Annotated in this window: 13 protein-coding genes, 1 tRNA gene and 1 pseudogene; 7 read left to right on the forward strand and 8 right to left on the reverse strand. The window is 62.5% G+C overall.

The annotated features are described in order from the left end of the window. Window positions 1–48: 48 nt before the first annotated feature. On the forward strand, window positions 49–1,908 hold the full coding sequence (locus tag G342_RS0111955) for a tetratricopeptide repeat-containing sulfotransferase family protein (RefSeq protein WP_156830902.1): 1,860 nt from the start codon (window positions 49–51) through the stop codon (window positions 1,906–1,908). Window positions 1,909–1,979: 71 nt separating this feature from the next. On the opposite strand, the gene G342_RS0111960 is transcribed toward G342_RS0111955, so the two are convergent. Both G342_RS0111960 and G342_RS23995 read right to left on the reverse strand, forming a co-directional pair. Further along, a complete protein-coding gene (locus tag G342_RS0111960) occupies window positions 1,980–3,482 on the reverse strand; it encodes a M48 family metalloprotease (RefSeq protein WP_018183382.1) in 1,503 nt (500 codons plus the stop codon). Between the two features lie 3 nt (window positions 3,483–3,485). Then, window positions 3,486–4,316 (reverse strand): thermonuclease family protein, encoded by an 831-nt coding sequence (locus G342_RS23995; protein ID WP_018183383.1) that lies wholly within the window; start codon window positions 4,314–4,316, stop codon window positions 3,486–3,488. Window positions 4,317–4,643: 327 nt separating this feature from the next. Here G342_RS23995 and G342_RS0111970 point away from each other — a divergent pair. After that, window positions 4,644–4,720 (forward strand) — tRNA-Arg (locus G342_RS0111970). Window positions 4,721–4,848: 128 nt separating this feature from the next. Here the strand turns inward: G342_RS0111970 and G342_RS26455 are convergent. Beyond that, window positions 4,849–4,938, reverse strand: a pseudogene (locus G342_RS26455) (integrase); the annotation flags it as partial. Between the two features lie 440 nt (window positions 4,939–5,378). Between G342_RS26455 and G342_RS26460 the strand changes: the two are divergent. The 5 genes from G342_RS26460 (at window position 5,379) to G342_RS0111990 (ending at window position 9,285) form a co-directional block, all read left to right on the forward strand. Beyond that, on the forward strand, window positions 5,379–5,681 hold the full coding sequence (locus G342_RS26460) for a response regulator (protein ID WP_051094200.1): 303 nt from the start codon (window positions 5,379–5,381) through the stop codon (window positions 5,679–5,681). Continuing rightward, entirely contained in the window at window positions 5,630–6,016 is a 387-nt protein-coding gene (locus G342_RS26465) for a helix-turn-helix domain-containing protein (RefSeq protein ID WP_245557275.1), read from the forward strand. The genes G342_RS26460 and G342_RS26465 overlap by 52 nt, the downstream gene beginning before the upstream one ends. Window positions 6,017–6,102: 86 nt before the next feature. Then, window positions 6,103–6,864 (forward strand): outer membrane protein, encoded by a 762-nt coding sequence (locus G342_RS25705; protein ID WP_245557264.1) that lies wholly within the window; start codon window positions 6,103–6,105, stop codon window positions 6,862–6,864. A 663-nt stretch (window positions 6,865–7,527) separates the two neighbouring features. Next, entirely contained in the window at window positions 7,528–8,046 is a 519-nt protein-coding gene (locus tag G342_RS0111985) for a hypothetical protein (RefSeq protein ID WP_018183385.1), read from the forward strand. A 3-nt stretch (window positions 8,047–8,049) separates the two neighbouring features. Beyond that, a complete protein-coding gene (locus G342_RS0111990; protein WP_018183386.1) occupies window positions 8,050–9,285 on the forward strand; it encodes an HlyD family secretion protein in 1,236 nt (411 codons plus the stop codon). A gap of 132 nt (window positions 9,286–9,417) precedes the next feature. Here the strand turns inward: G342_RS0111990 and ydiK are convergent, their stop codons facing one another. The 5 genes from ydiK to G342_RS0112015 form a co-directional block, all read right to left on the reverse strand. Then, entirely contained in the window at window positions 9,418–10,467 is a 1,050-nt protein-coding gene (gene ydiK / locus G342_RS0111995) for an AI-2E family transporter YdiK (RefSeq protein ID WP_018183387.1), read from the reverse strand. A gap of 175 nt (window positions 10,468–10,642) precedes the next feature. Next, window positions 10,643–11,875: an HlyD family secretion protein gene (locus tag G342_RS0112000; RefSeq protein WP_018183388.1), complete on the reverse strand. Its 1,233-nt coding sequence runs from the start codon at window positions 11,873–11,875 to the stop codon at window positions 10,643–10,645. Window positions 11,876–11,878: 3 nt separating this feature from the next. Further along, on the reverse strand, window positions 11,879–12,391 hold the full coding sequence (locus G342_RS0112005; protein ID WP_018183389.1) for a hypothetical protein: 513 nt from the start codon (window positions 12,389–12,391) through the stop codon (window positions 11,879–11,881). Between the two features lie 181 nt (window positions 12,392–12,572). Further along, window positions 12,573–14,180 carry a bifunctional aspartate transaminase/aspartate 4-decarboxylase gene (locus tag G342_RS0112010; protein ID WP_018183390.1) on the reverse strand — a complete coding sequence of 536 codons (1,608 nt, stop codon included), beginning with the start codon at window positions 14,178–14,180 and terminating at the stop codon, window positions 12,573–12,575. A 130-nt stretch (window positions 14,181–14,310) separates the two neighbouring features. Further along, window positions 14,311–15,459, reverse strand: a complete 1,149-nt coding sequence (locus tag G342_RS0112015; protein WP_018183391.1) for a porin family protein — start codon at window positions 15,457–15,459, stop codon at window positions 14,311–14,313. Between the last annotated feature and the right edge of the window lie 643 nt (window positions 15,460–16,102).

The raw sequence follows: 16,102 nt of genomic DNA on the forward strand, positions 1-16,102 counted from the left end.
AGGCCCCGCCTGACATCGACAAGCCACCGCACTTCGCATGGGCATGGCATGAAGATCCCGATCCGATCCGCGACACCTGGCCGTCTGAAGTCTGACGTCGGGACAGGGGCTGCGCTGATGGCGTCGGTCGCGCCGGAGAGCTTGCCGCCCGCGTATAGGCAATTGTTCCGGCAGGCGGCTGCCTACAAGGTCCGGCGTCAGTTCAAGGAGGCGGAAGCCGTCTACTGTGCCATCGTCGCCCACGCCTCCAGGGAGCCGCAATCCAGGGCCGGTGTCGGCATGGAGATGGTCCGGCAGCGACGATTTGGCGACGCGGTGCTGCTGCTGGAGGCGGCTCCTAAGAACGCGTCCCGCTCGGCCGAATTTCATAATGCGCTGGGCTTCGCGCTGACCGGCACAGGGCGGCTGGATGCGGCTGTCCGCCATTACAAGCTGGCCCTGAAACGAAAATCCGGCTTCGCCGAGGCTCACAACAATCTCGCCTACACGCTGCAGCAATTGCAGCGCTATCCGGAGGCGCTGGAACACTGCGACAAGGCATTGGCGCTGCGGCCGGCCTATCCGGAGGCGCACAACAACCGCGGCAATGCCCTCCAGGCACTGGCGCGGAGCGCCGACGCTCTTGCAGCGTATAGTCACGCTCTTTCTTTCAATCCGGCCTTTTCGGAAGCGCGACGCAATCTGGCGGTCGGACTCGTCGGGCTGGGATATGTCGGCGATGCCGTGACGAATCTGGCCGTGCCCGCCTCCCTGCTTGCGGATGTCAGCACGCTCGTGATGATCGGACAGCTCTATTTGCATGCGGACAATGGCCGTTCGGCCTTGCGCATCTACGAGCGCGCGCAGCAGCTTGACCAAAGCAACGAACGGGTCGTCTACGGGCTGGGCCGGGCCTGTATCCTGCTGCACCGGTTCGAGGAGGCTGCACGCTTGTTCGAGAGCATGATCGAGCGCGGGGTTCGGTCGGGCGAGGTTCTTTCCCAACTGGCTGGCTTGCCCCCGTCGACACTTCGCATCGATCTTCTTGGCGAGTTCGACAAGATGAGCGGCCAGGTCGACGACACCAAGGGCAGGCTGCTCGACTTTAGCCGCGGTGTCCTGTTCGACCGAACCCGGCGCTATGGGGAAGCATGGGCGGTCATCGAGAAGGCCAATGCTGAGCTATGGAAGTCGTTGGAGCCGCAGCGGCGTGTCGAGGAGGCGCGGGAAGCCGAAGCGCTGACGCAGCTTCGGTCCTGGCCTGTTCATGCTGCAATCGACGCCAGTTCCCGGTGCTCCACTCTGTTCATCCTTGGTGCGTCGCGGTCAGGCAAAACCACGGCTGAAACGCTGGCCAGCCATCTCGACGGCGTCGACCGAGGCTATGAGAACTCGTTGATCGACGACTGCTGGCGACTGACGCTGAACCGGCATGGCTTGGCGGACGATGGTAGGCACGATCATTTGCCGGAAGCGGCCAGGGCGTGCTTTCGCGATACCTATCGCGCCGCTGTGACCCGCGCGGCGGGGGCCGGGACAATTTTCACAACAACCAATCCGGGGCTCATCCAGTCTTCTGCATTCCTGGCCGAGACGCTGCCGGGCGTGCGCTTTCTGCTGATCAAGCGGAACGTCGAGGACACCGTGCTGCGAATGCTCATGAAGAGCTACCGCCATGGGCACGCCTACGCCTATGACATTGATGCGGCCCGCGCCCATGTCGTCTGGTATCACCAGATGATCGACGAGGTGGCGCGAATGCTCCCGGATATCAGCAGGGTCATGTCCTATGAGGACATGCTGGCCTCGCCAGGTGCTTCGGTCAACGCGATTGCCGAGCTGTGCCGGCTGCCGGTTCGCGCGGAGACGACCCCGCCCCTTCATGACGATCGCGATTGCGCCAGGCCCTATTCCAGTTTCCTGAACTGAACAGGAAGGTAGCGCCGAACGCTGTCAGCCTGGCGGCTACCGCCACCTAGCCGTCAGTCTCCGTCCGCCTGTCAGTCGCCGATGATCTTGAGCTTGTCACCCGGCTTCAGCGCCGCGCCGGCCTTGAGGTCGTTCAGGACGCGGAAGAGGTCGCCCGGCCGGTCGACGCCCTGCATGCGGCTGGCGAGGCTGTCGACCGTGTCGCCGGGGCGCACGGTGGCGAGCTTGACCCGCAGCGGCTTCAGCGCCGCGGCTTCCTGCGGCGACAATTTGCGGAAGCTCTGCACCGTCTCGGTCGCGGCCTGGGCCAGGCCCGGCGTGTCGCTCTCATTGGCGAAGATGAAGCGGTAGGTGGCGTTGGGACCGACGCGGATGACGGCGATGCGGAACACCCAGCCCTTGGCTTCGGCGCGCGCCGAAGCCGCGTCGAGGCCATTGACCGTGAAAGTCTGGATCGAGTTGCGATCGAGCCCGTTGACCCAGCCAGAGGCGATATAATCGGGCAGCGCCGTGCCGGCCGGCAGATTGGCGCCGTCGAAGCGCAGCGCCGTACCGTCGGGCGCCGTCGCCAGCACCGCCTCGGCGGTGTTGTCGAGGATGAAGCCGTTCGGCACCGTGAAACCGACGCCGAGGGTCGGATGGTAGAAATTCTTGCCGCGGACAAAACCCTGCGAGCGGTCGTCGCCATAGAGCATGCCGTCGATGCCCTGCAGGTAGCGGTCGCGATCGACCTCGCCGATGCCGGGGGCGCCGAACTGGCGCGCCGCACGGACGGCGAAATCGACGCGCTGCGGCGTCGCCGGATGCGAGGCGAGGAAATCGACTCGCTTGTCCTGCACGCTACCGGCCGATTTATAGGCGGCGAACCGGCCCATCAGGTCGAGGAATCGGGCGGCGGCGAAGGGATCGTAGCCGGCCTTGCCGATCGTGCGCACGCCGATCGCATCCGCCTCCAGCTCCTGCTGCTGCGAGAAGGCGGCGAGATTGCGCTGGCTGGAGGCGAGCGCCAGCTGGCCGGCATTGCCGTCCTGCAGCACGTCGGTGACGACGCGGCTGACGATCATGGCGGCGCGCGCCTTGTCCTGGCGCTGCATCGCATGGTTGGCGGTGACGTGGCCCATTTCGTGCGCGATGACGGCGGCGACTTCGGAGGAATCATTGGCGAGTGCCAGCAGGCCGCGCGTCACGTAGAGATAGCCGCCCGGCAGCGCGAAGGCGTTGACCGACGGGGTGTTCAGAATGGTGATCCGGTAGGATTGCGACGGATCGTCGGAGGCAGCGACGATGCGGCCGACAATGCGGGCCAGCGTCTTTTCCAGCTTGTCGTCGTGATAGATGCCGCCGAAGCTCGCGACGATACGCGGATGCTCCTGCGCGCCGATGCGGGCTTGCTCGGGATCGACGGCAGGCGGCGTCGCCGCGCCGGCCGTCGTCTGCGGCGGACCATAGGTCTGTTCGAGCACGGTTGTGCAGCCGGCGAGCAGGAGGCTCGCCGTGAGGATCGCCGCTTTCCAGAAAAGCGCGCCGCAGGAGCTTGCGCGCTCCCTATGCAGATGGGCACCGAATGCCGTCATACTTCACCATTGGTCCAGCAGTTCGAGCTGCTCGGGATGCGTCACCCGCATGCTCGGCCCGCCGTGACTCTCGATCCAGCCCCTCAGCCTGACCCGTTGCCCCCGCAGCGTCTCCACGGCGATCCCTGATTCCGCCAAGGCGGTGATCGCCTCCGTGGTCAAAACCGCCGTGAAATCCGTCGACCAGTCACGCCCGAAATCCAGATAGGCGATCGGACCGCGCTCGCCCACTGAAATCACCCTTCCCTCAACCAGATCATACACATCGTGTCGGGTTACAAGAGCGGGATCGGCCGCAGGGCGGATGGCGTAGTATGGATCTCGCCAGAGGCCAAGCCCTGAATTGCGCGCCGCCCGTTCAACATTCATCAAAGCGCCGACACACTGGCGATTGTCGGCGAAGGAATAGACGCGGGCGAGCCCCTGCGCCAGCATCGCCTGCTGCACCCAGATCGGTTCGCCGCCCTCCGGCAGGATTGTGACGTGCGCCAAAGCGCGGCTGTAGCGGTCGCGCCTCGTGCCGCCATAGCGCAGCTGTGCCGCCTGGCCCAGCGCCAGCGTCTCCAGAGACGCCTTCGCCTCCGTCGACAGCGGCCAGGCGACGAAGCCCGGGCGGCCGAGCGGCAATTTCGGCGCCTGCATGCCCACGAGCCGGACCTCGAGATGGTCATCGAGCACCAGCGTGTCGCCGTCGATGACATGCGTCACGATCCCAGCTTCGCCGTCGATGAGGTCGCACTGATAGGGGCCGGCCGTCCGCTCGCCTTGGCTGGAGCCTGCTGCCTCGTCGCGCGCCGTCGAATCCGTCATCGTCGCTCCCATCACCGTCAGCATGCCGGCTATCCACAAGGCACAGTTCCAGCGGGTCCGCATCGTCGAACAGGACCGGCCCGTCCGCTCTGCCGCGGTCGAGGGAAGGGCAGGGCGGACGCGGCGACCCGTTGCAGTCCTCATGCCGACATCGTTGCATCCCGCAAGACGGTTGGAAACAGGGCGGTCTGGGCGGCTCCTGAGGCAAATGCGCCGCCTTGCAGCCGCGCCAAACGGTGCCGCCATCACCAGATTCCTGCCGAGCGCTCTTGAAACCGTGGCGACAATCGGATCATAAGCATGTCGCCCGGCGGTTCCGCCGTCCGGGCCGGCGCCGTCACGACGGCCGAAGTCCCGGTAGCTCAGCAGGATAGAGCAACGGTTTCCTAAACCGTAGGTCAGGGGTTCGAATCCCTTCCGGGACACCAAAGTCTCTGAAATTCAATAAGTTACAAACGAATTAGCAGCTGTTGTTAAAGGGTCGGTTTTCGGTTCGTTCTGCCTAGTCCAGCGCGCGTTCAACCGGCGCATTACGTTTTCGGCAAGGGTTCGCTGGCGATGCCGCCGCCTTGCGGAGACCGTGAGCGGAGCACTGCGGGAGGCCCGCTTGGTTGCACCATTCATGCATCTTGTTGCCGAACCCATGCTGGTGAACGGCTTCGAGGCACCTTGATGGTCTTGGCGGTCAGCTTGTTCACCGGGCAGTCGCCATAGATCACTTGTGCTCCAACATGGATCGGCTCAGCTAGGCACTTCTCGATGACGAGATGGCGGACTCGCTGGGTCGACTTCTCGAGCGCGCGGGACTCTCTCGACCGCTTATACTCTCGCCACAACCAGCGAAGCGCGCCCGACATATGGAAATGAGATGGTTGGATGGGCATTCGAGGCTTCGGTCACTTAGTTAGTGTCGCACTAATCTCATGCATAGGGCGCACCGATGAGCGAGGGCTACTTCAAGGCCAACCATGTTGCGACCCCCCCCCACGTCTACCTCGTCGATGACGACGAGGACTTCCGTGAGGAAATGATCTTCGGCCTGTCTAGCTTGGGCCTGAACGCTCGCGGGTTCCACGATACGCCGTCATGCCATCCGACATCGTCATTCTCGATATTGGGCTCGAGGGTGAGGACGGTCTGTCGATCGCTACCCATCTGCGGAGCTCTCAATCGGTCGGGATCATCATGGCCACGGCCCGGGGTTATGTTGATGACCGGGTTGGCGGCCTGAAAAGGGGTGCAGACGCGTACCTCGTCAAACCCCTCAATGTCCGAGAACTTGCAGTCACGGCGATAGCGCTCGATGAACGTCTCAAGAGAAGTCGCACTGGGCGTTGGTGGAGGCGGGCTGGCTGCTCACCGATGGGCTGGGCGGTCGTCTTCGCCTGACTTCGTCGGAACAGCGCTTCCTCGGTCGCCTGTTCCTTGAGCGCGGCAAAACGGTCGAGCGCCAGGCGCTCGTCGAAGCGCTCGGCGGGGATGTCCATGATTTCAACTATGCCCACCTGGACACCATCGTTAGCCGCCTGCGTAGAAGAGCTGGAAGTCCCGTATGGTTCTGCCCCTGCACACAATGCGCGGCTTGGGCTTCGCCTTCACCTTCACCGAATAGCCCTGTCCGTCGACCTGCTGGCTCAAATGGATGTTGGGTACATTGCCGGTGTGACAGAGAGTGCAAGGATCTGAATGCCTCTGCAATTGTGACGATTCCAGTGCGCTATTAGGTTTGGAAGGAACGCGCTGGCGCCGCTGGACCGGTCAAAGACGCCGATCCCCAGGGGCGGCGCGTGCGCAGACATGGAGAGGGGCGATGTTTATGAATAAGATGGCACTGGTAGCCTGTTTTTCTTTGGTCACAACGGGGGGGCACGCGGCTGATCTGACTGCCACGTATGAATCGGCACCGGTCGTTGTAGATGTATTTAATTGGACCGGTGCGTATATTGGTCTTAACGCTGGCTACGGATGGGGGGATTTCGATCATTCGGTTCAGACAAAGCGCCCCGAAGGCAAGTCGCCGCTGCCAGGTACGCCCGAGTCAGAGATCGACTATGAAATTCTAGATCAGGCGACCCATACTGCCTCTCCAGACGGTTTTGTCGGGGGGGTACAGCTTGGGTATAATTGGCAGTTTGATCAGCTAGTAGTTGGTGTCGAGGCCGACATTCAGGGCGGGAATATAAAGGGTAGTGTATCGGGAGGAGACGCCCCGTACAACTTCGCAGCAGATACAAAAATAGATTGGTATGGCACTGCTCGCGCTCGAGTTGGCTATATTCTCGCAGAACGCTTTATGACATATGCAACCGGCGGCTTGGCATATGGTCATGTTGAGTCCTACATGAGCTACGCTGGGTATGATTCATCTGTCTCTAAGACTAAGGCCGGATATGCTGTTGGCGGCGGTGCAGAATACGCCTTCGACAACCATTGGTCATTGAAGGCAGAGTATTTGTACACGGATCTGGGGGATATCGATAGTTTCAGCGCCCAGCGCGGCTATACGAAGTTCTCTGCTGAAACCGATGCTAGTTTTCAGACCGTTCGTATGGGCCTGAACTATCGGTTCTGATCGTTGACAGTCTCGTATGAATAGCCGCTCACGCGCGGCTATTCATACAGGGAGAAGTTGTGATTTTTCTACCTTAAGGTGCATTAGTAGGCGGCTTCCTCAGAGAGCCGCCTCCATCTTGTTTTCCGTCCGCCCGCTTGGGAGCGCCTTTCAATGAACTCTATGGCTCAGAGAGCCTACGAATCTGGTTGTCGCTTCTCCTTCCGACCATATGCCCCAGCGGGCGGGCAAAAGCGCCACCAGCTGTTGCAGAATTTTTTACGAACCCATTGATTTTATAGGGTATTTTTGACACGACTCCCGTGCCGCGAGCTGCTGGCGCGAACACCGAGCGTGCCGAGTCGGGGGGAGATGAGGCTCGTATCCCCGAGGTCCAACCGAACATTGCCGTGAGTTCGGAGGTCGTGACGCGAGCTTGCCGTTCCTGTCCAATTGGGAACGTCGATCAACAAATCCAACCCCTCGGAAGCCCTACGAATTTGGGATCAGAGACGAAGGTTTTCGTGCGCGCGGCTGGCTGCTGCCGCCAAGGCATTCATCAAGATGGTGCCGCCTAAGACTTGAATGAACCACGGTTGCAATGTTACGCGTGCGCCGGCTGGTCGCTGCTCGGAGAACGGGTAGGTCGACTCATTTCGAAGGCGGCCTGAGGGGGCAATCTCGTTGGACGAAAATATTCATCCGGTTGCGATTGAACACCTGCCGTTCTTTATCACCGCGCCTGGACAGACCGACATCCTCTTCAACGGGATGGTCGTCTTCATGCTGGTGGTGGTCCTGGTCGTCGGCAATCTGTACTTCCAGCTGCATGCCTTTCCGGAGCGCTTGGCGCATCGGACCAACGTGGTTCAGATGGAGTTCGTCGCCGTTCTGGCGCTGATTTCGCTGTTCACCCACAATCACCTGTTCTGGATCGCCGGCCTGCTGCTGGCCCTGATACGGTTTCCGGATTTCTCCACGCCAATGGCGTCGATCGCCGGGTCTCTCGAAAAGCTCGCCGGACAACGCGATGGCGGCGCGCATGGAGTGGCCGGGGCGGCGGGGCCGCCCCCCGGCATCAGCGCTTCGACTTCGCCCGAACCATCCGCTCGGCCTGTCGACGTGTCGAACGTCGATCACGGCGGCCGCGTGCTGACGCCCGAAGCAGCGCCGGGCGCGCCTGCGTCGAGAGCGGGGAACTGAGCGATGCTTGAACTGCTGCTCTGCTCGATGCTGACGATTCTTCCCGACTATCTCTTTCGCCGCTATGGCCAGGGCAAGCGGATCGGACGCGAGATCACCCTCTACTCGGTCTGGTACGAACTGCGCTGGGGCATCAGCGCCTGCCTGATCCTGACGGTTTCGCTGATCACCCTGATTTTCTACTTCCACCCATCGACCAAGAACGTTACCGCCGTTTTCCGGACGGTCTCGATCCTTCCCGAAAAGGGCGGTCGTGTCGCCGAGGTGTTTGTCAGCATCAACCAGAAGGTCCAGGCGGGAGACCCGCTGTTCCAGCTCGACAGTTCGGAACAGCAGGCGGCCCTCGAGGCTGCCCAGCGCCGGATCGCAGAGATCGATGCCCAGACGACTGTCGCGAAGACGCAACTGGCCGCCGCTGACGGCACGATCAAGCAGGCGGAAGGTGCCTACCAGCAAGCCTTGGACGAGCTGGATACCAAGCAGGAGCTGATGCGGCGTAACGCAAATGTCGTCGCCGTGCGCGAGATCCAGCGCCTGCAGGTCGCCGTTGACGGCCAGAAGGGCGCGGTCGATGCCGCCATGGCCAACAAGCAGACACTCGAGGCACAGATCTCCACGCTTCTGCCGGCCCAAAGAGCGAGCACAGAGGCCGCACTCGCCCAGGCGCAGGTCGAACTCGACAAGACGCTGGTGCGGGCCGGCGTTGCCGGCACGCTGCAGCAATTCACGCTGCGGCCGGGCGACGTCGTCAATCCGATGTTGCGACCGGCGGGTATTCTCGTGCCAGCCGAGGCTGGGCGGGTCGCTCTCGTCGCCGGCTTCGGCCAGATCGAGACCCAGGTCCTCAAGGTCGGCATGATCGCCGAGGCAACCTGCATCGGCAAACCCTTCACCATCCTTCCGATGGTGGTGACCCAGGTCCAGGATGTGGTGGCCGCCGGGCAGTTTCGCCCCACGGACCAGTTGATCGACGTTCAGCAACTGGGGCAGCCCGGATCGATCACCGTCTATCTGGAGCCGCTCTACGCCGGAGAGCTGGAAGGCGTTCCGCCCGGCGGCAGTTGCATCGCCAACGCCTATACCAACAATCATGACGCGCTGGCGGACAAGAACATCGGCACGGGACGCTGGCTCTTCCTCCACGTCGTCGACACGGTCGGCCTGGTGCATGCCATGATCCTGCGCATGCAGGCGATCATGCTGCCGGTGCAGACCTTGGTCCTGAGTGGCGGGCACTGATCGCCGACAGGTAGCTACCGCACCGCGAAAGCTAGGCGAGGGCGCGCTGTGCTCTCGCTTTAGCTGGGCCGATGGCTGCCCGATCCGCGCTCGGCATCGGGGCCGCGAGCAATCGCGCCCTCCGGGCGAGGCTTACTCGCCTTCTGCCATCCACGCATTTACCAGCGTGTAGGCGACGCCAAGCACCGTCGGGCCGATGAAGATGCCGAGCATGCCGAACGCGATGAGCCCGCCGATGACGCCGGCAAGGATGAGCAGGGTTGGCAGGTTGGCGCCCCGGCGAATGAGGGCAGGGCGGATCAGCTGATCCATCGTTGCGGCGACGATCGTGAAGACCAGCAACACAGTCGCCCAGAAGCCATCGCCCGAATAGTACATCCACACGACGGCTGGAGCCATCACCAGGGCGGGCCCGAGCTGGATCAGGCACAAGAGGAAGATGATCGCGGTCAGGATCGAGGCGAAGGGCACGCCGGCGACGAGAAGGCCGACGCAGGCCACTGCGCTTTGGGCGATCGCGGTCACGACAACGCCGAGCGCCACGCTGCGAATGGCCTGGGCGGCCAGTCGCACGGCCATTTCACCGCGATCGCCGCCCAGTCGGCGACCGAAGCGGATCATCTGTGCGGCGGCCGTTTCTCCGCTCAGATACATGATGGCGGCGATCAGCGTCGTCAGCAGGAAATGCACGAACATCGATCCGAGGCTGCCGGCGGTCGCGGTGACCCATTGCCTAACGGCGCCCATATAAGGGGAAAGCTTGGGCGCGAGTTCCCCGACTGATCCGGCCGACCACCGCGACCAGGCCTCGGCGGCCCGGGCGCCGAACAGCGGAATTTCGGCGAGCCAGGCGGGCGGCGGCGGCAGCCGTATCGACAGGGCGGTTCGGATCATGTCGCCGATTTCGTCGGTGTTTGAGGCGACGGCGCTGACAGCCAGCCAGATCGGCACGATCAGGATCAGCAGCAGGATAGCCGTCATGATCAGGGCCGCCCAGCCGCGCCGGTTTCCGGTATGGCGCTGGATCCACAGCATCAGCGGCCAGGTGGCGATAACCAGGGTGGTGGCCCAGATGATCGCCGGCAGGAAGGGGAGCATCACCCAGATGCTGGCGACGAGGATGCTGCCGATGAATAGCACCGCCAGGGTGATGCGCGTCAGATCCTGTCGTTCTGCGATCATGTCCCGCCCTTCCGCGCCCCGGCGGCGATCGAACCGGGCCGCCGATCTGCCAGTCCCGCCGATGAAGCCGCCTGGTGTCTCCCTGGCAGGTTCCCACGGCAGCCTGATCGCCGCGCCAATGCCGCCGGACTTTCCTTGTGTCGTCGTTGCCGCCCCCAATGCGGTGGCGGCGCTGTCAGTGGCCGCCGAAGACCAGCGTCTGCACGGGCAGGAGGATGGCCTGCATCCGGAGGATCATGGCATGCACCAGTGCGACCGTGTCGACGACATGGAGAAAGAGCCAGCGTCCCGTGCCGATGTTCTTGTCCGCCAGCGCGTCATGATTGTTGGTATAGGCGTTGGCGATGCAGCTGCCGCCGGGCGGAACGCCTTCCAGCTCTCCGGCGTAGAGCGGCTCCAGATAGACGGTGATCGATCCGGGCTGCCCCAGCTTCTGGACGTCGATCAACTGGTCCGTGGGGCGAAACTGCCCGGCGGCCACCACATCCTGGACCTGGGTCACCACCATCGGAAGGATGGTGAAGGGTTTGCCGATACAGGTTGCCTCGGCGATCATGCCGACCTTGAGGACCTGGGTCTCGATCTGGCCGAAGCCGGCGATGAGGGCGACCCGCCCAGCCTCGGCTGGCACCAGGATGCCGGCCGGCCGCAACATCGGATTGACGACGTCGCCCGGCCGCAGCGTGAATTGCTGCAGCGTGCCGGCGACGCCGGCCCGCACCAGCGTCTTGTCGAGTTCGACCTGCGCCTGGGCGAGTGCGGCTTCGCTGCTCGCTCGTTGTGCCGGCAGGAGCGCCGAGATCCGGGTCCGCAGTGTTTCCTTGTTGGCGAGCGCGGCGTCGACGGCGCCTTTGCGGCCATCGGCGGCGACCTGCAGGCGCTCGATCTCGCGCACGGCAACGACATTCGGATTGCGGCGCATCAGTTCCTGCTTGGTCTCCAGTTCGTCCTGGGCTTGCAGATAGGCACCTTCCGCCTGCTTGATCGCACCGTCGGCGGCCGCCAGTTCGGTTTCCGCCACCTTTGCCTCGGCATCGATCTCCGCGATACGACGCTGGGCTGATTCCTTCGCCGCCTCCTGCTCCGTGCTGTCGAGCTGGAACAGCGGGTCTCCGGCCTGGACCTTGTCGTTGACGCCGACGAACACTTTGGCGACCCGCCCGCCAGACTCCGGCAGGATGGAGATGGTGCGGAACACGGCGGTGACGTTCTTGGTCGCGGGGTGAAAGTAGAAGATCAGCGTGATCAGCGAAACCGTCAGGACCAGGCAGGCCGTGATGCCCCAGCGTAGCTCGTACCAGACCGAATAGAGCGTTATTTCGCGGCCGATCCGCTTGCCCTGGACATACCGGCGATAGAGGTAGTCGGGAACAATCGTCAGCATCGAGCAGAGCATCAACTCAAGCATTGCTCAGTGTCCCTGTTTCGGCGCGTGCGCGGCGGTCGCCTTGCCGGTTGTCTGCCCGCCCCGTTCGGGATCTGGGGCCACGGCAGGTCTGTCGGGCGAGGCCGGCGATGTCAGCGTATCGGGGCTGGCGTCTGGACCGGGCGCCATGGCCGACCGATCGACGCCGCCCCCGCGCTGTCCGGCCAGCTTTTCGAGCGAGCCGGCGATTGATTCCATCGGCGTGGAAAAATCCGGAAACCGCACCAGGGCCAGCAGCAGGCCGGCGATCCAGAACAGGTGATTGTGGGTGAACAGCGAAATCAGCGCCAGGACGGCGACGATTTCCATCTGGACTACATTGGTCCGGTGCGCCAAGCGCTCCGGAAAGGCGTGCAGCTGAAAGTACAGATTACCGACGAGGAGGACCGCCGCCAGCATGAAGACGACCATCACATTGAAGAGGACGTCCGTCTGCCCGGGTGCGGTGATGAAGAAGGGCAGGTGTTCGATCGCGAGGGGATGAAGCTTGTCGTCCATCGGGAATTCTCCCCGTCAAGCCAAGCTTGGAGTGACGTTGCTGACGCCGGGCTCCGAGCGACTACCGAAACAGTCGTCGTACGGAAAGGGCGAGACCTCGTCCTCTCCGCCCTTGGGTTTCATGCTGCTTTATTCCACGGGGAGGCTCCACGTCCGAACAAGGCTATGATCCATCGCGATGTTACTTCTTTTGCGTCGCATTGAAAGTGTCGACATAGCCTCGCCCGACGGCGCGGACGGCGCGGCCGATGTCGTCATAGACGTCATCCTCCAGGTTCGCGAACGACACACGCACGCTCCAGTTGGGCGCGTCGAATCCGCCGCCATTCAGCAGCACGATCGAATGGTCCTCGGCCAGCCGGTAGACGAGATCGAGCGGATGGACGTTTTTCTTCAGCCATTCGACCATCTCGTCGCCCTGGTACTTGCGCAGCCAGAACTCGAAATCGAGGGTGCCGTAATAGCCCGCGAAGTTGGGATTGGGTTGGACGTCCAGCGGCAGCCCTTCGAGCAGGCTGTTGACGCGGCTGTTGCAGATTTTCATGCAGGCCTTCTGATAGATCTTCTCCGAATCCATCAGTTCGCCCATGGAGAACATCGTCATCATCACCTGCTGCGGCAGCGATAGCCCGGCGGTGTGATTGAGGGCGACGTCGCGGCTGTCGGCGACCATGCGATCGATCATCTTGAGCTTGCGCGGCTCGAGCGTGATCGAGATGTAGCGCTGGTCGAGCGCCTCCAGCTCCTTGGCGGGAAGCTTGGCGATCATGTCGTCGAGGATGTTCTGCTCGTGCAGCGCGATGACGCCGAGGCGCCAGCCGGTGCAGCCGAAATATTTCGAGTAGGAATAGACGCCGATCGTGTTGTGCGGCAGCTCCGCCATCAGCGAGCGGAAGCCGTTGACGAAGGTGCCATAGACGTCGTCGGTCAGGAGGATGAGGTCCGGCCGCCTCGTTTTCACGAAGTCGACCAGCTTCTTCATGGTGGGAGGATCGATCGCCATCGAGGTCGGGTTGCCCGGATTGACGACGAAGAAGGCCTTGATCTTCGGATCCGCCAGCTTCTCGATCTCTTCATCCGAATACTGGAAACGGTTTTCCTGCGTGGCCCGGATGTGGACGGCGTGGAAGGCGTAGTCCTCGAGCTCGGCGATTTCGATGTAGGGCGTGAAGATCGGCGTGCCCATCGCGATGGTGTCGCCCTTCTTGAGGATGCGGTTCGCCATCAGCGACTTGAAGATGTAGCACATGGCCGCGGTGCCACCTTCGACCGCGTAGAGATCGAACTTGCCGGCCGGCGGCTTGTCGCCGCACATCGCCCACATCAGGTAGCGATGCGCCACCTGCTCGGCATGGACGAGCATGCGGTCGGGCACCGGGTAGTTGTCGCCGATGATCGAGTCGGCGAGTTCGAAGACGAAGGCGTCGGCGTCGAAACCCAGCACCTTCACGCCGTGCTGGACCATGTGCGACAGGAAGGAGGCGCCGGGCATGTCGGCGTGTTTCTCCAGCCACGCTTCCAGGCGATCGGCGATGCCCGGCATCCGCGGCATGCCGGCGAGGCCGGCCTTCGGATTGTCCATCGAGCGTCGGCATTCGGTCAGGGCGAACTGGCCGAACAGGAAGAAGCCCTCGCGCGGCGCGGTGGCCACCCAGTTGGGATTGCCGCGCCCGGCGTTGAGCAGAGATTGCGCCGATTTCTGCGCGCTGCGCTTGGCCAGCTTGAGGAGCCCGTCCTTGATCTCGAACGGGCTCATCTTCTCGAATTCCCGGTAGTCGATCGTTCCCATGGTGGCGCTCCCAGAATACCGAGCAGGCGTCATCGCCTGCTTCCCGTTGATCTACCGTCGGGGGTCGAGCCTCGGCGGCTGCTGGATGATCTCTCCGGTGGCGGCCTGAGCCGCCTCGCCGGCCGGTGCTTTAGAACTTCAGCCTGGCTCCCGCGAGAACGGCATAGCTCTTGTCGATGTCCACGGCCGGTTCCTCGTAGGCATACTGCCGAAGTCCAAGATAAAGCTCTGTCTGGTAGTAATCGAGGTTTTGGACCAGCTGCGCGCCGAAGGATTGGCTGGTGCTGCCGGCGGCATCGATGTCCTCGCCGAAATAGGCGTCGACGGAGAACGCGGTCTTGCCGGCCTCGAAGATGTTGGTCTGGTAGCCGAGCTTGAAATAGCCGTAGCTGCCATCGACCACGTCCTCGTCCGAATAGGCGGCGGCGACGGTCAGGCTCAGTCCCGATGGCTGATGCAGGATCGAGACGGATCCGTCATAGAGGGACTGGTCGTCGGCTGGCTCCGAATAGGCGATGGCGGCGGAAATCTTGAAGTCGTCGATCGTCTTGTCGTAGCGGGCGGCCAGATCCCACACTGTCTCGTGGGTCTGGTCCGGGACCACCTGGGTGCCGACCGAGGACGAGACCGTGAAGCCGGCAATTTGCGGCGTGTCGTAACGAACGCGCAGCTTGCGGCCGAGGCCGTCGAAGTCGGTGAACGCATCCTTGACCTTCACGGAGGTCAGCGTCCCGTCCGAAAACCGGAAGAACGGTCCACCGGCCATGTCGGAGACCAGCGCATAGCCGACCACCGTCGTACCGGACAGGTCGACTTCGGCGGAGCTGTCGGAAGCCATGCTGCCCTGGCCGAGCCAGAGCTTGCCGTAGGTCTTCGACTCCAGATAGAGCTCGGCCTTGCGCAGCAGGTTGGTGTCCCAGTCGAAATCGCCGCGGTTGAGCTGGTTGACGGAGTTGGTGGAGTAGGGCGTCCACTCCCATTCGAGATTGCCGCCCATCGCCCAGGTGTCGTTGACGACGCCGTAGATCCGCGCGCCGGCTCGGGTCGAGGAGTTGCCGTTGTCGACCGGGCCATATCCGAGCGTCGAGCCGCCATCGTCGAAGATCAGCAGGCCCTTGTTGATCTGGCCGTACACCTCGATGTAGCCGCTGTCGTCGCCAAGCCGCAGCTTGGGAATCAGCGTTGCCTTCGCCTTGGCGATCTCGGCTTCCGTCGGCGCCGCGACATCCGCGGCCGCCGCCGGCGCGAGCGGCGCCAGGGACATAAGCGGAAAGAGCATGGCCGCTGCCCACACCCGTCGTTGCGTTCGCATGGCTCCCATCTCCGATCTGTAGAACCGCATCTGTCCCCCAGCGGTCACTGTCGATGGCGTTGCCCCGCGTGGCGTCGCCAAAGCTCAGATTTTCAGAATATTCGATGTATATTCCGTTACGGCATGCTTGTCTGGTGCGCCGATTAATTTTCGCGCTTGCCGCGACTTTGCCGTGTCGATCGGGATGTCGGACGAGGAACGGTTGTTTCGTGCCATCCGGCTAGAGGGAGATAGTCTTGTCGGAGCGAACGGCAAGAGAAGTACGCGTGCGGAAAATCCCGTCCATCTGTCTTTGAACAGATGGAATCTTGAGGTATTGATGCCGAAATCCCCAAACGACATTTTTATTTTTTCGCCATCGGTATGGAAGCTGCGAAGTAGCGTTTGTTAATCGAAATTCAGCGTATTCTTCTCCAGAAAAATAACAATTATACCAAGATAAATTTAGAAATATATATGATTCGATCATAAGATCGAAGCCGGCTCTAAGGTTGCTGCGGACCGGTGTATTCGAGGGCTTACATTGCCTGCCTTCCTTTCCGTCATTTGTTATGTTAGCACCTTGAAAGAATCCCGCAAGAGCGTAGGATTGGTTGGATAATCCCACAAG

It is taken from the genome of Kaistia granuli DSM 23481 (assembly GCF_000380505.1).
Classification (GTDB): domain Bacteria; phylum Pseudomonadota; class Alphaproteobacteria; order Rhizobiales; family Kaistiaceae; genus Kaistia; species Kaistia granuli.